At 64.9% G+C, this 24,604-nt stretch carries 5 protein-coding genes; all 5 read left to right on the forward strand.

Annotated features, from left to right (window positions below; translation table 11 throughout):
- Positions 1 to 2 precede the first annotated feature (2 nt).
- From IAE58_RS02175 to IAE58_RS02195, 5 genes are read left to right on the forward strand one after another with little or no spacing between them, the layout of a single operon-like run.
- Entirely contained in the window at positions 3 to 4,487 is a 4,485-nt protein-coding gene (locus tag IAE58_RS02175) for a type I polyketide synthase (protein ID WP_199932982.1), read from the forward strand.
- Positions 4,487 to 7,909 (forward strand): non-ribosomal peptide synthetase, encoded by a 3,423-nt coding sequence (locus IAE58_RS02180; protein ID WP_199932981.1) that lies wholly within the window; start codon positions 4,487 to 4,489, stop codon positions 7,907 to 7,909. The genes IAE58_RS02175 and IAE58_RS02180 overlap by 1 nt, the downstream gene beginning before the upstream one ends.
- Positions 7,906 to 17,772: a non-ribosomal peptide synthetase gene (locus tag IAE58_RS02185; protein WP_199932980.1), complete on the forward strand. Its 9,867-nt coding sequence runs from the start codon at positions 7,906 to 7,908 to the stop codon at positions 17,770 to 17,772. Before IAE58_RS02180 ends, IAE58_RS02185 begins: the two co-directional genes overlap by 4 nt.
- A complete protein-coding gene (locus tag IAE58_RS02190; protein ID WP_199932979.1) occupies positions 17,769 to 21,113 on the forward strand; it encodes a non-ribosomal peptide synthetase in 3,345 nt (1,114 codons plus the stop codon). Before IAE58_RS02185 ends, IAE58_RS02190 begins: the two co-directional genes overlap by 4 nt.
- Positions 21,110 to 24,571: a non-ribosomal peptide synthetase gene (locus IAE58_RS02195; protein WP_199932978.1), complete on the forward strand. Its 3,462-nt coding sequence runs from the start codon at positions 21,110 to 21,112 to the stop codon at positions 24,569 to 24,571. Before IAE58_RS02190 ends, IAE58_RS02195 begins: the two co-directional genes overlap by 4 nt.
- The last annotated feature ends 33 nt before the right edge of the window (positions 24,572 to 24,604 follow it).

Raw genomic sequence — 24,604 nt, forward strand, 5'->3', positions numbered from 1 at the left:
TGATGAATGAGGCGTTCGTTGCACCGGTTACTGCAGGATCCACCACGCGCATTGCCATTATCGGCCTTGCGTGCCGCGTCCGTGGCGTGGATACGCCTGAGCAGCTGTGGCAGGCCATCATGGAAGGGCGTGACACCCGTACCCGCGTGGAAGAGAAGGAGCTGCGGGAGCGCGGGGTGTCAGCGGCAGAAATGGCTGATCCCGATTATGTTCCCTTCACTCGTTCCATGATGGACGCAGCCTCGTTCGACGCCGGCTTCTTCGAGATCACTCCCCGTGATGCGCGCTACATGGATCCGCAGCAGCGCGTGTTCATGGAGTGCTGCCATGAGGCGATGGAGTCTGCCGGCTACGCACCGGATGGTGCGGCGAAGAACGTGGGGGTATTCGCCGGGTCTGCAACCAGCACGTACATGCTCAGCAACATCCTGCCCAGTGCCGGCGCAACAATGCCCTTGAACGTGCTCTATGAGCATGCCCGAGGCAACGACAAGGACTACCTGACCACGATGGTCTCTTACAAGTTCAATCTGGTCGGGCCCAGCATGAGTGTGAACGTCGCTTGCTCCACCGGACTCGCTTCGGTGGCGCAGGCCTGCAAGAGCCTGCTTGACCACGAGTGTGACATGGCCTTGGCCGGCGGGGTGCGCATCGAACTGCCCGGCGGTATCGGTTACCGTTACCAGAAAGGCAATGTTCTGTCGCCGCAGGGACGCTGCGCTGTGTTTGATGCCAGTGCTGACGGCACCGTCTGGTCTGATGGCGCCGGCGTGGTCCTGCTGAAACGCCTGCAGGATGCGATTGATGATGGTGATTTCATTCACGCCACCATCGATGGATTCGCGCTGAACAATGATGGTTCAGACAAGGCGGGCTACACGGCCCCCGGTTCGCTGGGACAGCAGAGCGTGATTGCCGAGGCGTTGGCATTCGCAGGTGTTTCTGCAGAGCAGGTTGGATACCTTGAAGCGCATGGCACCGGCACGGTGGTGGGTGACCCCGTCGAGTTCGATGCGCTGAGTCGTACCTATCCTCCTGCGGTCGATGGCATGCCGTACTGTGGGCTTGGCTCGCTGAAGGCCAACTTCGGCCACATGGTCAATGCGGCAGGCATGCTGGGGTTGATCAAGGCCGTGCTGGTGCTGCGCAACCGTACGCTGCCGCCCCAGATCAACTTCTCGCACGTCAACCCTGACATCGCGCTTGCTGGCAGCGCATTCCACATCCCGGTATCGCCGCAGCCCTGGTTGAGCCCGGGGCGCGAGCGCTACGCCGCCGTCAGCGCGTTCGGCATTGGTGGAACCAACGCGCACCTGATCCTGCGCGAAGCTACTTCGTTGCCTGCAGCGGCGCCGGTGGACGGCGCCCGGTTGCTGGTGTTGTCCGCCCGCAGTGCCGAAGGGCTGAGGGTGCAGGCGGAGAAGCTGAGAACGCATCTTGTCGCGCATCCCGATCTTTCGCTGGCAGATGTGGCCCATACCCTGCAGCGCGGTCGCATCGGCCATGCCTATCGAGCAAGTCTGGCCTGCCGTGATCTGGCCCAGGCGTGCACCCTTCTGGCGGAAGGGTTGCAGGGCCACGAGTGCGGGCCCGACGCGCCGAAAGTTGTGTTCATGCTGCCGGGTCAAGGCAGCCAGTATGCGGCAATGGGCCGGCATCTCCATGCCTCCTCGCCGGCCTACCGGGAGGCCGTGGACAGGTGCCTGCAGCTGCTGGCCGGAACGTCAGTGGCGCCGCGGGTACGGGCAGCGCTGTCCAGCGACGGCGCCGACGCCGAAGCCGCGCTGCGTTCAACGGAGGTGACCCAGCCAGCGATGTTCGTGGTCGAGTACGCGCTCAGCCAGATGTGGATGCGCTGGGGAATGCAGCCGGCGGCGCTGATTGGACACAGCCTGGGTGAATATGTCGCCGCCTGCCTGGCGGGGGTCATGTCCCTGGAAGATGCCTTGGCGGTGGTCGTCGCGCGCGGGCGTGCCATGGAGGCCCTGCCGGCGGGAGCGATGCTTGCCGTTGGCTTGAGTGCAGAAGCGATCGAGCCGTATCTGGGCGCCGGCTGCGAATTGGCTGCCTCCAACAGCCCCGAACACGTGGTGGCCGCGGGACCCGCGCCGAGCATCGATGAGCTGGCGGCGCGCCTGCAGAGCCAGGGCATTGCGTGTAAACGCCTGGATGTGAGTCATGGCTTCCATTGCACGCTGGTGGAGGATGCTATTCCGCAACTGCGGGCCACGCTCTCGCAGGTGCGCCTGGCGGCGCCGAAAATCCCCTACGTTTCAAACGTCACTGGTACGTGGATCACCGACGCGCAGGCCACCAGTGTCGATTACTGGATCGAACACTTGCGAGGCACCGTGCGCTTCAACGAAGGTCTGGCGGAGGTCCTGCAGCGTCACCCGCGCAGCGTGCTGATTGAAGTCGGCCCCGGCGGGGCGCTGTCCCAGCTCGCGCGTCGCCAGGGCGCCACAGGCGTGACGGTGATGGAATCAATGCGTCGCTCTGCTCAGGATGAGCACGCTTTCGTGCTGTCGGCTCTGGGAGTGTGCTGGGCGCGAGGTCTGCTGCCGGACTGGGAAGCGCTGGCCGAAGGCGCTCCCCCTGCGCGGCACGTGCCGCTGCCAACGCACGCCTTTGACCGGAGCCGGCACTGGGTCGACCCTCTGCCCGCAGGCGTGCCTGCGTCGGATGCGTCTGCACAGCTGCCGCTGTCGGAGTGGATGCAGATGCGTGGCTGGACGTCGTTGCCCAAGCGCATCGAGCCCAGGCAATCGACGCGGTGCCTGGTGTTCTGTGATGCGGCCGGCGAGCCGCTCGTGGCGGCCTTGCGCGCACGCGGGCAGGAGGTGGTGCACGTCTACCCCGCTTCTGCCTATGCCGTCGGTGAGGGGTGTTTCGCTGTCGCGGTGGACAGCGGGAAGGACCATCGCGCGGTGGCCAGCGCGCTGCGCGAGGCGGATTGGAAGATTGACCACGTCATCCATGCCTGGGGACTTGGCGCTGATGTTCTGGCGGCGCCCGAGCACCTGTCCACCTCATTGGTTGCGTTGATGCACTTTGCTCAGTCATTCCGCGATGACGACTTCAGTGCCGATGCACGGATGGCGGTGGTCACGGGACGGGCGTTCGATGTCCTTGGCGATGAAATCGTCGATCCTGTTGCCAGTGGGCTGGTTGCCGCTGCGCGCACCCTGGGCGATGAGCTGGACTGCCTGCAGACGCGCATCATCGATATTGATCCCAGCGAGGCCAATGCGTGGCCATCGCTGCTGCATGAGCTGGATCACAAGGGCGGACCGGCGCTGGTTGCATTGCGCCGCGGCCGCCGCTGGGCCGAACAGGTCGAACCCACACCCTTGCCCGCCGCCGATGCACCCACGGTACGTGCAGGCGGCGCCTACCTGTTGACCGGTGGCCTCGGTGGCCTGGGCAGGGCAGTGGCGACCTGGCTGGCGCGCACCCCCGGTGTGTCGCTGACCCTGCTGGGCCGCAGCGCACTGCCTCCACCGCAGGCGTGGCGCGGGATCTGTGCGGCACCTGACACGCCGACGCGACTGCGCGAGCAGCTGATGGCGCTTGTCGCGCTGCAGGATGCGGGGGCACAGGTTCGCTATGTCAGCGCCGACCTGTCCGACCCGGACAGTGTCGAACGCTGTATCGCTGAAGCTGTGGCTGCGGTGGGTGTCTTCGATGGGGTTTTCCACTTGGCAGGCGTTCCAAGCACGTCGGTGGTTCGTGCCAAGTCCGATGTGGAAATCGCAAACGTGCTCGCTGCCAAGGTGGCGGGGGCGATGAACCTCGAACGCGCGCTGCGCCCCTATCCGCCACGCCTCATCGTGCTGTTCTCCTCGATCGCAGCCGCGCTGGGAGGGGTTGGCCAGTTCGAGTATTCGGCAGCCAATGCCTATCTGGACGGTCTGGCGCAAAAGATGAACGGCGTGGGTGGGACACGCTGGCTGTCGATCGGCTGGGATTCCTGGCGCGAAGCAGGCATGGCCGTGGACGCAGTGGTACCGGCGAATCTGGAGCGGTACAAGCAGCAGGAGCTGGCGCAGGCCATTGGTACCGCCGAAGGCCTGCAGTGTTTGCAGTCGATACTTGCCGAGCCCTCGGTTGTGCACTGCCTGCTGTCGCCGCGCCGGGTTGCCCTGCGGCACAAGGCGCGCGCGCGGCAGGCGGTGCAGGCAGATATCACCTTGCTCTCGCCTTCGGTGGATACCTCGGAATGGTCTGAGACCGAGCGCAAGGTCGTGCTGTCCTGGGTCAATCTGTTCGGATACGAGCAGATCGATCGCAGCGACAACTTCTTCGATCTCGGTGGAGATTCGCTGCTGGCGACCAAGGCGGTGGCAGCGATCAACGAGGAATGGTCGATCGACATCGGCGTTCGTGACTTCCTGGAGTCGCGCAACCTCCAGGATGTGGCACGGTTGGTCGATGCCCTGGCCACCGACGCAGCGCCGTCTGATCACGTCGAGGAGCAGGTCTGGTGATGATGACCGACATCCGTCAACTGCTGATCGACCTCCGGCAGCGGGGGGTCCACCTCAGCCTGGAGGGCGGGAGCCTGCGTTCGCGTTCGACCCCCGGCGCGATCACTGCCGACATTGCCGCGCAGATCCGCACCGAGAAGCTGCGCATCATCGATTACCTCCACTGGAATGGCAGCGGTAGCGCTACTGCCGAGCAGGCGCTGGTGCCGGTTCCCCGTGATGGACCGCTTCCGCTGTCGTCGGCCCAGCGCGGTGTCTGGTTCATCGACCAGCTGGCAGGTAGTACCGAGTACATCCTGACATGCGCGCCGATCCTGCTGCGCGAAGCCATTGATCGGGCTGCGCTGCAGCAGTCGCTTGATACCATCGTTGAGCGCCACGAGTCCTTGCGCACCGTGCTGGTGCAGACAGATGGCGAGCCGGGGCAGCGGGTCATGCCGCCAGCCGCAGTGATGATCACCGATCATGACCTGACTGGGGTCGCCGAAGCGGATCAGCTTGCCCACGTCTATCGTATCGACGCCGAGCAGGCACGCATGCCATATGACCTGCAGCGCGATCCGATGCTCCGGGTTGCGTTGCTGAAGCTGTCCGCTCGGAAGTGGGTGCTGCTGGTTGCCATCCATCACGTCGCTGCCGATGGATGGTCAATCGGCGTGCTTCAGAAGGAGTTCTCCCGGTTGTACGGTGCGGCACGCCAAGGGCGGGTAGCCTCGCTGCCGCCGTTGCCGGTGCAGTACGCGGACTATGCCGCGTGGCAACACGCGCGGATGCAGCAACCGGCTGCGCGTGCCCGGCTCGATCATTGGCGCCGCCGCCTGCAGGGCGTTGCCCCGGTGCATTCAATTCCGCTGGATCGTCCGCGCTTGCAAGGACGTTCGGCTGGCGACGCGGGCATGTTGGTGCAGCCGCTGGACAGTGTTCTGACGGAACGGCTGAGAGCGCGGGGCCGGACGCTGGATGCGACCCTGTTCATGGTGCTTCATGCTGCATTGTCCGTGGTGTTCGCGCGCTGGGCGGACAACGAGGACGTGCTGGTTGGCATCCCGGTATCCGGGCGCAGCCAGCAAGCGCTGGCGCCGTTGATCGGCTTCTTCGCCAACACCCTGGCGCTGCGGGTCGAGGTGGGGGCTCAGCTGGACCTGGATGGTCTGATACGGCACGTGCGCGAGCGTTGCCTGGAAGCCTACGACCATCAGGACGTTCCCTTCGACCGCATTGTAGAGGCCCTCAGGCCCGAACGGAACATTGGCTACAACGCCATAGTCCAGCTGATGTTCTCGCTGCTGCAGGTCGACGACAGCATGCTCTCCAGCACCATGAACATCGAGCTGCTTCCGGGCCGGCAGAGCAGGGTGATGTTCGACCTGGATGTGATGGCGGTGGAGGAGGCGCAGGGCCTGACGCTGCGCTGGACCTACGACCGTCGTCTGTTCAACGAAGGCAGCATCCAGGCGATGATGGACGCCATGGCGTTGGTCCTCCAGCAGCTGGCCGACCCGGAACGCGCTGCACTGCGGGTTGCCGATCTGGATCTGCTGGGCGAGGCCGGTGCCAGCCGGTTGCATGCCTGGAACCAGACCGCATGGCCTTACCCGCGTGATACCTGTCTGCACACCCTGATCGAGGCCCAGGCAGCGCGGACACCGGAGAGGATCGCGCTGAAATGCGCGGGCCGTGTGCTGAGCTACGTCGAGCTCAATGGCAAAGCCAACGCCTTGGCGCATGACCTGATCAGTGCAGGCGTCAGACCCGGCGACGTGGTGCCGGTGGTCATGCGGCCGGGGCTCGAGGTGCCGCTGGCCTTCCTGGCGGTGATGAAAGCCGGTGCGGCCTTTGCGCCGCTGGATGCCGGCTGGCCAGCACAGCGTCTGGAACGCGCGCTGGCTCGCCTCGGCAGCGCTCCGGTGCTGGTGGCCAGCAACGTTCCTGCCACGGCCCATGCGCGTCGGGTATGCATCGAGGAACTCGGGTATCGGGAAAATCCCGGCCTCGATCTTCCTGCACAGACGCCCATCTATGCGATCCACACCTCGGGCTCCACTGGAACGCCCAAGGCGGCGCTGAACATGCATCGGGGAATCGTCAACCGGCTTGCATTCATGAACCGGTACTTCGGCATCAACGGCAACGAGGTGGTGCTGCAGACGACCGATCATTGCTTCGACTCGTCCATCTGGCAGTTCTTCTGGCCTCTGCTGAATGGCGGTACGTGTGTGCTTCCCGGCTACGGGGAGGGCTTTGACCTGCCACTGATCGCAGACCTGCTGTGCAGCCAGAAGGTGACCCTGACCGATTTCTCGCCTGCGCTGCTCAGCGTGTTCCTTGAGCATATCGAGGGCACCGGCGCGCGCTATCCCGATCTGCGGGCGTTGATCGTCGGCGGTGAGGAAATGACGCCGTCGCTGGCTACCCGTTGTGGACAGATGCTGCCCGGGGTGAAGCTGCACAACTTCTATGGCCCTTCGGAAGCGTCCATCGGGGCGATCTGCCATGCGCTGGGCGACACGGTTGAGGGCGCCGTGCCCATCGGTCGGCCCATCGACAACGTCGTCGTCGCGTTGGTCGATGATGCGCTGCGTCCGGTCCCCGTCGGCTGCCCGGGTGAAATCCTGCTCGGTGGCGACTGCGTCGGTATCGGTTATCTCGGCGATGCAGAAGCGAGTGCGGCGGGATTCATCGCGCCGGAGCTGCCGATGTACGGCAGTTCGCGTTTCTATCGTACGGGCGATATGGCGCGGTACCGGAGCGACGGTCAGCTTGAGTTCCTGGGGCGGAGGGATTCCCAGGTCAAGATCCGTGGCTTCCGGGTTGATCTGGGTGAGGTGCGCATCGCCCTGGAAGCTCAGGGCGGAGTGATGCACGCGCATGTACGTGTTGACGGCACGGAGGCAGGCAGGCGTCTGCTTGCGTGGGTGGTGCTGGACCGGGAGGCCAGCGTTGCTGCTGAAAACAGCCTGAAGGGTATCCGCGAGGGACTCAGACACAGCCTGCCCGGATACATGCAGCCGGCCAGCGTGCTGGTGGTTCCTGCACTGCCGATGACCGCCGGCGGCAAGATCGACAGCCGTGCCCTTCCGCTGCATGTCGAGGGCCCGTGCCATGACGACCGGCCGATGCCCACTACGGCCGAGGAGCTCGCCTTGGCCGCGATCTGGGCCACTCTCTTCGGCGCAACCGGGGATGACCCCATCAACGCCGATGATGATTTCTTCGAGCGCGGTGGGCATTCGCTGCTGGCCACACAGTTGGTGGCGAGGGTGCGCACGGCATTGCAGGTGGAGCTGCCACTGCAGGTCCTGTTCGCCAACCCCAGGCTGTGTGACCTGGCCCAATGGTGCGCAGCACAGCGTCAAGAGGGTTCCGGAAATGGAAGTCCAATCCAATCAGCTGCACGGGCAGGCAAGGTGGAGTACTCATGAGCAGTGTGCTTGACAGGACGCGGGAGAGTGCCGATGCACTGCTGGCCGAGTTGCGCCAGCTGGATATCAGGATCGACCTGGACGACGGAGCGTTGCGCGTGCGCGGGGCAAAGTCGCGGCTGAGTCCCGAGCTGGCCTCCCGGATCCAGTCCTGTCGGGAGGAGCTGATCGACTTCCTGAGGCGGATGCAGGGCGCGCCGCCGGGCACGGTAATTCCCAAGCGGGACCCGGCAGTGCCGCTGCAGCTGTCCTTCATCCAGCGCAACCTATGGCTGATCGACCAGCTTGAGGGCAGCGTCCACTACAACATGGCAGTGGCCCTTGAAGCACAGGGTGATCTGGATGCAGTTTCGCTGGAGCGGGCGCTGAACACCCTCATCGAGCGCCATGAGAGCCTGCGGACCGTCTTCCGTGTCGATGCTGCCGGTACACCCCACCAGGTGATCCTTGAACGGTTCGATTTCCATCTGCAGCGACTGGACCTGTCCGGCCTGGAGGGTAGTGCGCTGGAGGAGGAAGCGCGTAGATGCACGACCTTGGAGGCACGCAAGCCGTTCGATCTTGCGCAGGACCTGATGATGCGCGCGTCCCTGCTCACGCTCGGACCCGCGCGTCACGTACTGCTGTTGACCAAACACCATATCGCTTCGGATGGTTGGTCGATGGATGTCCTGCTTGATGAAATGTCGCGGCTGTATGCCGCATTCTCGCAGGGGCAGGCCAACCCACTGCCGCCATTGCCGATCCAGTACGCGGACTACTCCGCCTGGCTCTCGGAGTGGCTGCAGGGCCCTGTGCTGGAGGCGAAGATCGACTACTGGAAGCGCCAGCTTGATGCCCTGCCTGCGCTTCACAGCCTTCCACTGGACCGACCCCGACCGCCCTATCGAAGCATCGTGGGCGGACGCCACAGCGTGCGCTACCCGATGGCCCGCTACCGCGGCCTGATGGAACTGGCCCGGCAGCATGAAGTGACGTTGTTCGTGCTGCTTGAGGCCGCCTATGCAGTGTTCCTGTCACGGTGGAGCGGCGAACGAGACGTGGTGGTGGCGACGCCGATCTCCAGCCGCAGCCGCCCTGAGCTGGCGTCGCTGATCGGCTACTTCACCAACACGCTGGTGCTGCGCAGCGATTGCGATGGTGATCTGTCCTTTGTGCAGTTCCTGCGGCAGTCGCGGCAGATGGTGCTCGATGCGCAGGAGCACCACCATGTTCCGTTCGAGGTCCTGGTGGACCGGATCAACCCGGCGCGCAGCTTGGCCTACAACGCCCTGGCGCAGGTGTCCTTCACGCTTCAGAACAACCGCGCAGCATCAATGGGGGCGATCGAACTCCCGGGCGTGCGCTTTACCTCGTTCGGAGAGAACGAGCACGCACTGCTCAAGTTTGACCTTGACCTGACGATCCGCGAGGACAGCGACGGGCTTTTGGCCAAGTGGGAGTTCAGCAGCGACATCTTCGAACGGTCCACCATCGAGCGCATGGACCGCCATTTTGCCGTGCTGCTGGACAGCATCCTGGTCGATCCGGAGCAGTCACTGCAGCGCCTGGCACTGGTACCGGAAGAGGATGCCTCCCAGTTGGCCGCCTGGAACGCGACCGCGGTTGAACTGCCACAGCACGACACCCTGGAAAGCCTGTTCCGGGCGCAGGCGGCGCGTACGCCGGAGGCGGTGGCTGTGCTGCACGACGGTGGCGCGATGAGCTATGCCGAGCTTGACGCGAAGTCCGACCGGTTGGCCGTGAGGCTGGCGCGCGACCATGGCATCGGCGTGGGCAGTCGTGTCGGGCATTGCTTTGAGCGCTCACCAGACATGATGGTTGCCGTGTTGGCCATCCTGAAGGTTGGCGCGGCCTATGTCGCGCTGGATCCCGGGCTGCCGGCCGCGCGCCTGGCCTACATGCTGGAAGACAGCGAGGTGTCGCTGGTACTCACCTTGTCCACGCTGGTGGACAGGTTCAGATCCTTGGATTCGGTGCAATGGCTGGCGCTGTCGCCTGCACTTGACAGCGAGGACCTCGCCGCGCACGGCACGAGGATGGCTCGACCGGGGCCCGATGACCCGGCCTACATCATCTATACCTCCGGCTCGACCGGGCGGCCAAAGGGAACGGTTACCCTGCACCGGGCGATCTGCAATCGGCTGCATGCGATGCAGGCCCAGTTCGTGCTGGACGCGAAGGACCGCGTGCTGCAGAAGACGCCTCTGAGCTTCGATGTATCGGTCTGGGAACTGTTCTGGCCGATCACCACCGGCGCCACTCTGGTGCTGGCGGCGCCGGAGGCACATGGCGATCCGGATTACCTGGCGCGCCTGATCGCGGATCGGCATATCAGTGTCGTGCACTTCGTGCCCTCGATGCTGCAGTCGTTCGTGACGCATGCGCGCGGGCAGGAGTTCCCCCGGCTGCGCTACCTCATCACCAGCGGCGAAGCACTGGGCTACGAGCTGCAGGCACAGTGCATCGAGCACTTTCCCCAAGTACGCAAGATCAACCAGTACGGGCCCACTGAAGCGGCCATCGATGTCACCTGGTGGAGCTTTGACGCCCTGCGTCCTGACAGGATCGTTCCCATCGGGCGTCCGGCGGCCAACGTCCGCATCCACATTCTCGATCCCCTGGGACAGCAGGTTCCGGTGGGCGTGGCGGGCGAGTTGTTCATCGGCGGCGTCCAGGTTGGCGCGGGCTATCTCAATAACCCGGTGCTGACTGCCGAGCGCTTTGTCCACCGTGATATCGCCGGCCGCCGCGAGCACCTGTACCAGACCGGCGATGCCGCGCGCTGGCTCGCCGATGGAGAGATCGAATACCTGGGGCGCCTGGATCACCAGGTGAAGCTGCGTGGCTTCCGGATCGAACTGGGTGAGATCGAAGCCTGCCTTGAGGCAGTGCCGGGTGTTGCTCAATCGGCGGTCATCCTGTGGGATGGTGATGGCCCGGGGCATGAGCGGCTCGTCGCGTACTGGGTACCGGTGCTGGGCAGCGCATGTCCGGATGCAGAGCAGCTTCGCAGCCTGCTGCGCGGGCAGTTGCCGGACTTCATGCTGCCCAGCCACTTCGTCGAACTGGGCACGTTGCCGTTGACGCGGAGCGGAAAGCTCGACCGTCGCGCGCTGCCGGCGCCGGTGCTGAGCAATGACACTGCCGACCAGGCTGCCTCGACACCGACCGAAGAGTTGCTTGCCGGAATCTGGGCCGATGTCCTGCGACGCGATCCGCCCGGGGTGACCGCCAACTTCTTCGCGCTGGGAGGTCACTCATTGTTGGCTACCCAGCTGGCCTCGGCTATCCGCCGCCACTTCGACGTGGAAATGCCGTTGCGGGTGGTCTTTGAACGGCCGACGCTGCGTGAGCAGGCCGACTGGCTGGCACAGCAGCAACGCGGCTACGCACACCCCTCCATTGAGCCGGTACCGGCCGAGCAGTATGTGCTGTCGTTCGCCCAGCAGCGGCTGTGGCTGCTGTCTCGGCTGCAGGATGCGGGAACGGCCTACAACATTCCACGCGCACTGGCGCTGTTCGGGCCGCTTGATCGGCCCGCACTCACCCGCGCCTTCGAGCGCGTCGTGCAGCGCCACTCCAGTCTTCGCCTGAGCTTCCCGCAGCGTGGCGGCCAGGCGGCGGTGGTGCTTCGCGAGCCGTACAGCCCCCTGCGCTTCCAGCAGATCGAGGATGGCTGCACGGAAGCACGTGCTGCCCTGGTGCAGGGCCGCGTGGAAGCGCACGCGCGAAGCGAATTCGACCTGGACGCAGGTCCGCTGCTGTTGGTGGACCTTCTGCAGCTGGATCCTGAGCATCACATTCTGCTGGTGAACATGCACCACATCATCAGCGACGGGTGGTCGATCGGCGTAATGATGCGTGAGGTCAGCCTGCTTTACACCGCCTACCGGGACGGACGGGAAGATCCTCTGCCGGCCTTGGCGGTGCAGTATCCGGATTACGCCCGTTGGCAGCGCGACTGGCTTGCAGGTGGGCCGCTCATGGCGCAGCTGGACTACTGGCGGCGGCAACTTGCCGACGTGCCATCGGTGTTGGCATTGCCACTGGACCGCACTCGCCCGGCCCAGTTCAGCTATCGCGGTGCGCACTACTGCGCGATGCTCGATGCGCCACTGCGCGATGCCGTCGCTCGGCTCAGCCGCAGCCATGGATGCACCGCCTTCATGACGGTCCTGGCGGCATTCAAAGTGCTGCTTGCCCGCTACAGCGGACAGGACGATGTATGCGTCGGTACGCCGATCGCCAACCGGGCGCACCACCAGACCGAATCGATGATCGGGTGTTTCGTGAACACGCTGGTGTTGCGCAGCCGTATTGATCGCCAGAAGGCATTCTCCGATCTGCTATCCCAGGTCAGGACCGTCGCACTGGAAGCCTACAACCACCAGGACGTTCCCTTCGAACGCCTGGTCGAGGAGCTCAATCCGGCCCGCCACCTGGGCCACTCGCCGTTGTTCCAGGTGATGTTCCGCTACGAGAACCAGGGCGTGGAGCGCGTGCTGCTGCCTGAGGTGACGTCCGCCGAGATCCGCAGCGGAGGCCACAGCGCGAAGTTCGATCTGCTGCTGAACGTCATCGAGTGCCCGCAGGGTCTTCAGTGCGAGTGGGAATATGCAACCGACATATTCGATGAAGACACCATCGCCCGCATGCACCGGCACTTCAACACCCTCTTGGGGGCCATTGCATCAGAAGATCCGGCAATACAGTCGATGCCGCTGTGCCAGCTGCCGCTGTTGAACACGCAGGAGCGCGACAGCCTGCTGAAGCCAGCGCAGCGGCCACACGCAGGGCCTGTTCCGCTGCCACTGCTGCATCGCCTTTTCGAGGCACAGGCTGCCCGGCGCCCTGATGCCATTGCCCTGTCATTCGCGGGCGTACATTGGACCTATGCGCAGCTGAATCGACACGCGAACCAGCTTGCCCATCGGTTGCTGGCCCGTGGCGTACAGCCGGACGACAGAGTGGCACTCTGCGCCGAGCATTCGCTGGAACTGATCGCCGGCCTGCTGGGTATTCTCAAGGCGGGAGCGGGCTACGTTGCAGTGGATCCGCGGCAACCGCGCGAGCGGCTGCAGTGGATGCTGCGGGACAGCACTCCTGTATGTGTCGTCAGCCACTCCAGGCTGGGCGACATGCTGCCCGAGGCCTTGCCTTGCCTCTGGCTGGACGACGAAGCCGCCGCAGCGGGCGTGTCGGCTGATAATCCCGAGGTGGTGGGCTTGGGCCCGCATCACTTGGCTTATGTGATCTATACGTCGGGTTCGACGGGACAGGCCAAGGGCGTGCAGGTCGAGCACCGCCAGGTCAGCCGGCTGCTGTCTGCGACCGAGGGCTGGTTCGGCTTCGGCGAGCGGGATGTCTGGACACTGTTCCATTCCTACGCTTTTGACTTCTCCGTGTGGGAAATATGGGGAGCGCTTGCATACGGTGGCCGTCTGGTTGTGGTCAACGCCGATGTTGCGCGCTCGCCTCAGGATTTCCACGCACTGTTGTGTGCGGAAGGGGTGACCGTGCTCAACCAGACCCCTGGTGCGTTCCGGCAGTTGATTGCTGCCGACGCTGCTGCCGATCGCGCGCACGCGCTGCGGCTGGTCATCTTCGGCGGGGAGGCACTCGACCCGACGATGCTGCGCAGATGGGCGGCGCGCAATGACCTTGAACGCACCGCTCTGGTCAACATGTACGGCATCACCGAAACAACGGTGCATGTCACCTATCGCCGGCTCAGCCATCAGGACATCTTCGAGGGCCGGGGAAGCATGATCGGCTGCCCGATCCCGGACCTGCGCGTGCTCATCCTGGACGATCAGTACCAGCCGGTGCCGGTGGGTGTGGTGGGAGAGATGTATGTCGGCGGCGCTGGTGTTGCGCGCGGCTACCTTGGGCGCGAGGACCTGAACGCGCAGCGTTTCATTGCCGATCCCTTCGATCCGGGCGCGGGACGTCTGTACCGTACGGGCGATCTGGCGCGATGGACGGCTGACAACGACATCGAGTACTTGGGCCGAAACGACTTCCAGGTAAAGATCCGAGGGTTCCGCATCGAACTGGGGGAGATCGAAGTGGGCCTGGCGGCGTGCCCCGGCGTTGCCGATGCCATTGTGGTGGCTGACACCGAACCGACGGGTGAACAACGCCTACTGGCCTACCTGGTCGCAGAGGAATCGGTCGAGCCTCCGACGGCAGCGATGCTGCGCTCCTGCCTGTCTTCGCAGTTGCCGGACTACATGCTGCCGGCGGCGTACATCGTCATGCCGTCATTCCCACTGACCAACCATGGCAAGCTGGATCGCCGGGCGCTGCCGGTGCCGGGCCGCGAGGATGTCGCCAGCACGGGTTACCGTGCACCGGAAGGTGCACGGGAAACGCTTCTGGCGCAGGTGTGGTCCGAACTTCTTGACCTGTCCGAGGTGGGGCGCGAAGACAACTTCTTCGCACTTGGCGGCCACTCCTTCCTTGTCGTAGGCATGCTCGATCGTCTGCGCCGCAGTGGCTGGCATGCTGATGTCCGGATGGTCTTCATGGCGGCGCACCTGGCCGAACTGGCCGCGCAGCTTCGGCCGGTCGACGTGGCGCCGGAGCCTGTACTGCCGATGATTCCCGCAGAAGCGCTGCAGCGCCTGGCCTCCCGCATTGCTGGCGGCAGCGAAGCGATCCAGGACGCCTATCCGCTGTCGCCCATGCAGGAAGGCATCCTGTTCCATCACCTGCTGGAGGAAGGGCGCCTGGGCGATGCCTACATCATGCGCGACCAGATCCGCTTCGATTCGCAGGATCGCCTGCGGACATTCCTCGAGGCGTTGCAGGCAGTGGTCGATCGCCACGACATCCTGCGTACGTCCATCCACTGGGATGGACTGAGCCGGCCGCTGCAGGTCGTTCACGCGCAGGCACCCCTGCAGTTGACGCAATGGGAGGCCGACGCAGCTGCGCCCGCGCTGCAGCGCATGCTGGCAGCGACCGATCCTGCGGTGGTACGCATGACGCTGGACGAGGCGCCGATCCTGCGCGCGCACGCGGCCCACGATCCGGCGGCCGACGAATGGGTGCTGGTGCTGTTGAACCACCACATCGTGGAGGACGAATACTCCCGGCAGATCAAGCTCCGCGAAGTGAAGGAGATCCTGTCGGGACGAGGTGGCAAGCTGCCTGATGCACGCCCCTACCGGGATTTCGTTGCCCGCCTGCAGCGCAGCGATGCGGCCGATCACGCGGCGTACTTCCGCGTTCAGCTGGGTGATGTGGATCGGCCCACGCTGCCCTTCGCGGATCTGGCTGGGTCGACGCTGCCCACCGGTGTGGACAGCTTCAGGTTGCCGCTCGATGCAGCGCTTGCGGCCCGTATCGGCGATGTTTCGCGCCGGCATTCGGCAACGCCCGCGGTGCTCTTCCACTTGGCGTGGGCAGTGGTGATGGCCCGCTGCAGTGGCAGCGATGATGTGGTCTTCGGCACCATTCTGTCGGGTCGCCTGTCCCATGCGGTGGCGAGCGAAGGTGTGGTCGGGATGTTCATCAACGCGCTGCCGCTGCGGGTGCGCCTGGCGGACTGCAGTGTCGCCGAAGCGTTGGCCGGTGTTCGCACAGCACTGGCGGGCCTGACGGAACACGAACAAGCTCCCCTCGCGCTTGCGTTGCGCTGCAGTGGCGTTCCTGCGCCACTGCCGCTGTTCAATGCAATGATCAATTACCGCCATTCCTACCGGCCGGAGCAGGTGGAACGCCCCAGCCTTTCCGGCATGCGGGTGCTGGCAGGTGAAGAGCGCTCGGCCTATCCGTTGTCACTGGTGGTGGAAGACGATGGCGAAACCGTCGAAATGGTGGTGCAGAGCGCGCTGCCGGTCGCGGCTGATCGCTTGATGCGGTATCTGCAAGCGGCGCTGCATGGAATCGTCGATGCACTGCAGGACGCGCCCGATCGCAGCATCGCCGGGCTGGATATCCTGGGCGACGCTGAACGCATGCAGCTGCTGGCGGGCGTCAGCCAGAGCCGTTCTGTAACGACGTCGACCATCCATTCCCGGTTCGCTGAGGCGGCGCGACAGTGGCCTGCAGCGGCGGCGGTCGGGGATGGCACCCGGCTGCTCAGCTTTGCTGCACTCGATCGGCTGTCAGACCACATCGCGCGGCGCTTGGTGGATGCGGGCGTGCGCGGTGGAGATCGCGTCGCGCTGTTGGCCGAGCGTGGCATCGACGCCCTGGCTGGGCTGTTGGGTGTGCTCAAGGCGGGCGCGGCCTTCGTCCCCTTCGATCCGTCGCACCCGGATGATCGGCTGCAGTGGCAGTTCGATGATTGCCAGCCGTCAGCACTGCTGCACACCTCCGACCTGGCGCATCGGCTCGACACCGATGGCGTTGCGACCATCGCGCTTGAACAGGGGGACGATCTCACGGCCCACGCCGCGGCGACGCTACCGGACACGGGGGGCGATCCCGCTGCTGCGGCCTATCTGATCTATACCTCCGGATCCACAGGTCGCCCCAAGGGCGTGGTGGTCGAGCATCGCAGTGTCCTTAATCTATGGCAGGCCCTGGATCAGAAGATCTATCGACACTGCGACATGCAGGCGTCGATCGGCCTGAACGCGGGACTATCATTTGACGCATCGATCCAGGCACTGGGTCAATGGCTTTGCGGTCGCTGCGTCATAGTGGTGCCGTCGCAGGTGCGGGTGGACGCTGCCGCACTGGTGGCGTTCGTGCGGCAACATGGGCTGCAGGCGTTGGATTGCACACCCACCCACCTGGAAATGATGATCGATCATGGCCTGCTGGCCGACGGAACGCCGCTGCGCGCCTTGCTGATCGGCGGTGAGCCGCTGACCCAGCGCACATGGGACCTTGTTGCTGCGTCGCCCGTGCATGGCTTCAACGTGTACGGTCCAACCGAGTGCACCGTCGATGCCACCTGTGCGGCCATCCAGCAGGGGCAGGCGTCGCATATCGGCATCCCGCTGCCGAATGTCACCGCCTACGTGCTCGATGGCAGGCGGCAGCTGCTGCCGATGGGCGTTGTGGGCGAACTGCATGTTGGTGGCCTGGGTGTGGCCCGCGGCTACTGGCAGCGGCCGGGCCTGGACACGGAGCGTTTCGTGCCCGATCCCTTTGCTGGTGAGGCCGGCGCTCGGATGTACCGTACTGGCGATCTCTGTCGCTGGAACGAGGGCGGATACCTGGAATTCATGGGGCGCAACGACGACCAGATCAAGCTGCGTGGTCATCGTATTGAGCTGGGGGAAGTCTGTGCGGTGTTGAGTGAGCATCCTGACGTACAGGAGGCGAGGGTGGTACTGCGTACCATCAGCGCGGACGACATGCGCCTTGCCGCCTACTTCACTGCAAGGGAATCGTGCCGTCCGGGCGGCCAGGTGCTGCGCGCGTGGATGGCGGAGCGCCTGCCGCAGCCGATGCTGCCGGCAACCTTCACCCGCATCGACGCATGGCCGTTGACCGCCAATGGAAAGCTGGATGTTGCCGCGCTTCCCGACCCCGCTGCGCAGGCAGGCATTACTTCAGCGTTCCAGCCGCCCATTGGCAGCACCGAGGAGACGATCGCCCGCTACTGGGGCGAGGTGCTTGGCCGGCAGCAGGTGGGCCGGAACGAGGACTTCTTCCAGCTGGGCGGACATTCGCTGCTTGCCACGCAGTTGCTGGTGCGTCTTCGCGCAGGATTCGACGCGGAGATTCCCCTGGCATTGCTCTTCCAGCACACCACGGTTGCGGCACAGGCGGGCGCTCTGCTGGATCGCGCACTGGCCGACCTGGAGCCCGCTGTGGACGATGCTGGCAATGGCGCGGTTTATGAACATTTCACCGATGAACAGCTTGAACGACTGCTACAAGGAGAAGATCGTTGAGCGGGCGTGAGCAGGCCGGACCGGCGCCGGTGCCCCCGGCCCCAACGCGGCGCGAGATCCTGCTGCGCGAGCTGAGGCTGCGGGCTCTGCGCAACAGCGTGCCTTCGGGTGCGGTGCCCTGCACGGAAGGCTCGATTCCCTTGGCCGAGCGCGACGCGATATTACCGTTGTCGGCAAGCCAGCAACGCTTGTGGTTCATCGACCGCCTCGATCCAGACGCCGGAGCCGCCTATCACATCCCCTGCGCCCTGGAACTGGAGGGAGTACTGGACCGGGCTGCGTTGCGGGCAGCGTTGGACCGCCTGATGGCCCGCCACGAAGTCCTGCGGACGTGCTTCCCGGACAATGTTGGCCAGCCGTACCAGAAGATCGGCCCCGCGCACACACCCATGCCCTTCATCGAACAGGACCTGTCCGCCGATGATGCTGCCGGGCGGGAGGCGGCGCTGGCCAAGCTGCTGGCGGAAGAGGAGGCCCGGCCTTTCGACCTTGCTGGAGGTCTGCCGATTCGGGCGCGCCTGCTGACGTTGGCACCGCAGCATCACGTCCTGGTGCTGACCCAGCACCACATCGCATCGGATGGATGGTCGGTGGGCCTGCTCATTGCCGAGATCTCGGCACTGTATCGGGCCTTCGCCCAAGGGCAGGAGGATCCCTTGCCGGCCCCTGCGCTGCAGTACGCCGACTACGCGGTCTGGCAGAAACAACGTGGCGAGGCCAGGCATGCCGCTGCGCTGGCGTTCTGGAGGAAAGCGCTCAGCGGCGTCCCGGCGCTGCTGGAACTGCCGCTGGACCGCCCACGGTCAGCACGACGCAGCAATGCCGGTGCCGAGCTTTCGCTGTTGTTGCCACCCTCAAGGGTGACGGCGCTTCGCCAACTGGCCCAGGCCAACGGCGTAACGCTGTTCATGGTGCTGTTGGCTGGCTGGTCGCTGCTGCTTGCGCGACTATCAGGCCAGGATGACATCGTGGTCGGAACGCCAGTTGCCAATCGACCCCGGCGTGAGCTTGAATCGCTGCTGGGCTTCTTTGCCAATACGCTGGCACTGCGCATACGTTTTGCGCCGGGAATGAGTGTAGCTGCGCTGCTTGCAGCGGTGCGGCAGACAACGCTGGACGCGTACTCGCACCAGACGCTGTCGCTCGAAGAAGTGGTCGAGGCTGTGAATCCGCCGCGGAACGCCGCTCATACGCCCCTGTTTCAGGCAACGATATCGCTCAACAACACCCCCCGCGATACGCTGCCCGCGCTGTCTGGCATGCAGGTGCGCGCGCTGGACATGCCAAGCGCGCGTACACCCTTCGACCTGAGCCTGTCGATGAGCGAGCGCGCCGATGGCGCCCTCGCAGCCGGCCTGCGGTACGCCAGCGCGCTGTTTGACGAAAGCACGATGCAGCGGTGGATGGATCACCTTGATATTCTGCTGCAGGCAATGGTTGAGGCCCCGGAATGCGGGATTGCCCACATTGCTCTCGCCCGACCCGCAGTGGTGCCGGCTGCGCGTATCGGACGTGCGGCGGCGCCTGCCGACACCGCGACGGTATCGGCGCGGATGCATGACGTGTTCGCGCGCAGTGCGGCGGCAACCCCCGACGCCCTTTCGCTGATCGACGGCGAACGCCAGTTCACCTTCGGCCAGATCGACACCGCCGCCAACGCGCTGGCCCATCGTCTGCTGGCAACGGGGGTCAGAGCCGGCACCCGGGTGGCCTTGTGCGCCGAACGGAGCGCCGAGCAGATGATCGGGCTGCTTGCCATTCTCAAGTCGGGGGCGGCCTACGTGCCGCTGGATCCGTCACAGCCCGTCGAACGCCTCTCCAGCCTGCTCGACGACTGTCGACCGGCGCTCGTGCTGGGACAGTCCGCTGTCCTTGCACGGCTTGGTCCTCTCGCCATTGCGACTCTGGCGATTGACGCCGCCGCGCTTCCGGCAGTGGACGGTTCCGCAGCTGCAGCCGGAGCACCTCAACCGACTCACCCGGGTCCCGCGGATGCGGCGTACGTGATCTACACGTCGGGGTCGAGCGGGTATCCGAAGGGGGTGGTGATCGACCATGGCGCGATCCTCAGCCTTCAGGCTGCACTTCAGACGCGCGCGTATTCGTGCCTGCCGACGCGTGCGCGCGTTGCTCTCAATGCGTCGTTGATGTTCGATGCTTCGCTGTTTTCGATCCTGCAGTGGGTCCATGGCCACATCCTGGTGATCGTGCCCGAGGCCGTGCGTACTGATCCGCAGGCGATGGCACAGTTCCTGCGCGATCAGGCCATCGACCAGCTGGACTGCACACCCGCGCAGGCGCGGGCCCTGCTTGATGCCCATGGAGATCTGCAGCTTTCCGTGCTGCTGGTTGGTGGGGAGGCGCTCTCGCCCATGTTGTGGGCGCGGCTGGCGGCGCTGCCGGGCACCCGCGCGTACAACTGCTACGGGCCGACCGAGTGTTCGGTCTGTGCAACCATCGCCCCAGTCGTTGGCGAGGTGGTCACTATTGGCACCGCGCTGGACAACAGCCTCGTCTACCTCCTGGATTCTCAGGGGCAGCCTGTTCCGAGCGGTGTCCGCGGCGAGATCCACATCGGTGGAAGCGGTGTTGCAAGGGGGTACCTGGATCGTGCAGGACTTACCGCAGAGCGCTTTCTGGTCGATCCCTTCGTGGGCATTGCGGGGCAGCGGATGTATCGCACCGGCGATATCGGTTACTGGACCGAAGACGGGGACATTGTCTACGTGGGCCGCGACGACTTCCAGGTCAAGCTGCGCGGGTATCGAATCGAAACGGGCGAGATCGAGGCCCATCTCCGCGACCTCGAAGGTGTCCGTGATGCGGTCGTCATTCTGTACGATGCAGAGGGGCCGGGGCATGAGCGCCTGGTTGCCTACCTCCTGACCGGTGCCGCAGGTGTGGACCTGCTGGATATCCGCAGTCAACTGGCCGTCCATCTTCCCGACTACATGCTGCCCGGCGCGTGTGTCGCATTGCGCGAGTGGCCACAGACACACAATGGCAAGCTTGATCGCAGCCGGCTGCCAACGCCGCAGACACAAGCGCGGGGGCACGCTGGCTACGAGATGCCGGTGGGAACCACCGAGCATCTTCTTGCCGCGCTGTTCGCTGAAATGCTGGACGTCAGCCCGGTCGGGCGGACCGACAACTTCTTCGATCTTGGTGGACATTCACTGTTGGCAACCCGGTTGGTGGCACGCATCAACAGCCGGTTCGGCATTGAACTGCCGCTGTTGCAGGTATTCCAGTCAGCCAGCCTCGCAGAGCTTGCCGGCGCGATCGATGGCGTGCGGGACACCGTTGACACACGCATTGAACTTCACGGAGGCCAGGCATGAGCGCTGCGACCAGAGAGCTGTATGAAGAGCTGCAGCGCCGGCAGGTGCAGTTGGCGGTGAACGATGGGCAGCTGGAGCTTGACTGGCCCATTGATGACTTCGACCCGCTGCTGGTGGAGCGGGTCCAGCGTGCGGAAGGCGAGCTGGTGGCCTACCTGGATGGGCTGAAGCTGACAGTGCGATCGTCGGATCAGGTGCTGGCCGGCTCTGCTCTGTCCTTTGCCCAGCAGCGCCTTTGGCTGATTGATCAGATCGAAAGGAGCAGCACGCAGTACCACCTTCCGATCGCGCTTCGGCTGCGCGGGGAACTTGACAGATCCGCCCTGCAGCGTTCGTTCGATGTCCTGCTGCACCGCCACGAGATGCTGCGTACCGTCTTCGTCGTCGAAGATGGCCACCCGCTGCAGCGGGTGTCGCCGCCGCAAGCACTGGCCATCACCGAATACGATCTTGGTCGACTGCCTGTCCAGGAGCGCGAGCAGCGCGTGCACAGCATCCGCGGTGAGGAAGCGGTCCTGCCGTTCGACCTTTCGACCGGGCCGATGCTGCGTGTACGGTTGATCGACCTGAGCGACCCGAACGGCAGCCCCGAACATGTGCTGCTTGTCACCCAGCACCATATCGCGTCTGATGGCTGGTCGATCAACATCTTCGTGCGTGAGTTCTGCGAACTCTATGGCGCCTTCCGCGTAGGCGCGCCCTCACCGCTCGCCCCCCTGCCCGGTACCTATGCAGCGTTCTCGACCTGGCAACGCCAGCGCCTGGCTGGGGGCGGGCCCTCCGAAGCCTACTGGATGAAGCAGCTTGAAGGTGCGCCGGGTCTGCATGATCTACCGCTGGATCGTCCGCGTCCTGCCATCCAGTCCTTTGAAGGGGCCAGACTCTACAGCCAGCTCGACGGCGCTACCTTCGCGGGAATCAAGGCCATCGCGCGCGCCCACCGCTGCACGGTGTTCATGGTTCTGCAGGCGGCATTCAGCACGTTGGTGCATCGACGCAGCGGGCGCGACGACATCCTGCTGGGAGTTCCGGTTGCGGGCCGTACCCATGAACATCTGGAGCCACTGATCGGCATGTTCGTCAACACGCTGCTGCTGCGCAGCCGGGTCCGGCCGGGGCTGCGGTTCTCCGACTACCTGCAGCAGGTGCGGCAGACCGCACTGGAGGCTTACGAGCACCAGGAGGTTCCATTCGATCTCTTGGTCGACCTGATCAAGCCCGAGCGATCACGCAGCCACGGTCCCCTGTTCCAGTTGATGCTGTCGCTTCAGGAGGGCGGGAGCCCGTCGATCGAACTGCCCGGACTGGAGGTCGAACGTCTGCCGGCTGAGGGCGCACACGTCAAGTGTGATCTGGAATTGGAGGCCATCGACCTGGGCGACCATCTGGGCCTGCGCTGGACCTACGCCACTGCCTTGTTCGATGCCGCCACCCTGCAGCGCATGAGTGGCGAACTGCTGTGCCTGCTGCGAGCGATCGTCGCCGATCCCGACACGGTGCTGGCGCAGTTGCCGATGCTGCCCCCGGAAGAGGTGGCCATGCTTGCAGACTGGAACCAGACTGCCGTCCCGTTTCCGCACACCGATACTCTGATCGGCCTCTTCGAGGCCACCGTCGGAGCCAGCCCACATCTTCCAGCGCTGGTGCTCGACGACCAGCGCTGGACTTACCAGCAGCTGGATGCGTGTGCGTCGCGCCTGGCACGTCGCCTGCGCGATGAGCACGGCGCCCTGCCAGGTGCGCGTATCGGCCTCTGCGTTCCCCGTTCACCGGACATGGTGGTGGCGTTGCTGGCCATCCTGAAAGTCGGGGCGGCCTACGTCGCGCTGGATCCGGAACAACCTGTTGAACGGATGGCGCACATGCTGGCCGACAGTGCCGCATCCGTTGTGCTCGTGGCAGGCAGACATGCGGCGGGGCAGTTCGCCAACACTGCCGCGAGGGTTGTAGATATCGATGGAGTGGCTGCCCCGGCCATGGCGCTGGCGGGCCCCGGTGTGGATTTCCCCTCCCAGACGAGTGCCGGTGATACGGCGTACATCATCTACACCTCCGGCTCGACCGGTGCCCCCAAGGGCACCGTCAACCTGCACCGGGGACCCTGCAACCGCATACGTGCCATGCAGCATCAGTTTGCCCTGTCCGCCGCGGACAGGGTGATGCACAAGACGCCGCTGGGCTTCGATGTGTCGGTGTGGGAACTGTTCTGGCCGCTGAGCGTCGGCGCAACGGTGGTGCTGGTGTCGCCGCAGGGCCACAAGGACCCGCTGTACCTTGCTCGGGTCGTGGCAGCGCAGCGGGTGACGGTGATCCATTTCGTTCCCTCGATGTTGCAGATGTTCCTGCGTGGCATTGATGGCGCCGGACTGGGTTCGCTGCGCTACGTGATGACCAGCGGCGAAGCACTCAGCGTGGAGCTGCAGCAACGCAGCATCGACGTGTTTTCCGACGCGACCCTGGTCAATCATTACGGGCCGACAGAGACAGGAATCGAAGTCAGCTGGTGGCCCTTCAATACGCTGCGTGCGGATCGCGCTGTCCCCATCGGCCGGCCCATCGCCAACTGCCGGTTGCATGTCCTCGATGCCCTTGGCCAGCCAGTGCCGATAGGCGTGACAGGCGAACTGCACATCGGCGGCATTCAAGTGGGCGAAGGCTATCTGAACAACCCGGTGCTGACTGCCGAGCGCTTTGTAACGCTCAGCCCCGTCGGCCTTCCCGAGCGCCTGTACCGCACGGGCGACCTCGCGCGCTGGTTGCCTGATGGACAGGTGGAGTATCTGGGCCGTATCGACAGCCAAGTCAAGCTGCGTGGCATGCGGGTGGAGTTGGGCGAGATCGAACGCAGGGCCCGCGAGCACGCCAGGATCGAAGATGCCGTGGTGCTGGTAACCGGCGAATTGGCCGACCAGCACCTGCTGTGCTATCTGGTGGCCAAGGCGGGCGTGCAGGACAGTCCAGACAGCCTGGTCGCAGACGTGCGCCAGTTCCTGTCCCGGACGTTACCCGGCTATATGACCCACTGCCGCTATCTCCTGTTGGAGCAGTTGCCGCTGTCGCCCAATGGCAAGGTGGATCGGCAGGCGCTGCTGCGCACGCAGGCAGCGCCTGCAGGCGAACGTGGAGTGGCGCGCGTGCCGGTGGCCAGCCGCACCGAGCGCCTGTTGGCCCACATCTGGAGCGAGCGACTAGGCATTGCAGTGGACCAGATAGGTACTGCCGACAGCTTCTTCGAGATCGGCGGCAACTCCCTTCTGAGCATCGCGGTACAGGGGGACATCAAGCGTGATCTCGGCATGGAGATCGCAGTAGCCGATCTCTTCCAGTATCCCACCATCGCGCACCTGGCCCACTTCATTGATGGCCAGATTGAGACCTCCCTTGATCGTTCGCCCACCCTCCAGCAGGCCAAGGACCGACTGCTGCGCGCACGTTCGCGCAGGAAAGCCGATACCTGATCGCCACCCGTCAGGCGTAATGCCACCCCTTTC

It is taken from the genome of Stenotrophomonas sp. S49 (assembly GCF_016624905.1).
Taxonomy (GTDB): domain Bacteria; phylum Pseudomonadota; class Gammaproteobacteria; order Xanthomonadales; family Xanthomonadaceae; genus Stenotrophomonas.

Excerpts from the sequence above, each read along its gene's own strand:
- IAE58_RS02175 (WP_199932982.1), top strand. The coding sequence starts at position 3 with ATGAATGAGGCGTTCGTTGCACCGGTTACTGCAGGATCCACCACGCGC.
- IAE58_RS02180 (WP_199932981.1), top strand. The coding sequence starts at position 4,487 with ATGATGACCGACATCCGTCAACTGCTGATCGACCTCCGGCAGCGGGGG.
- IAE58_RS02185 (WP_199932980.1), top strand. The coding sequence starts at position 7,906 with ATGAGCAGTGTGCTTGACAGGACGCGGGAGAGTGCCGATGCACTGCTG.
- IAE58_RS02195 (WP_199932978.1), top strand. The coding sequence starts at position 21,110 with ATGAGCGCTGCGACCAGAGAGCTGTATGAAGAGCTGCAGCGCCGGCAG.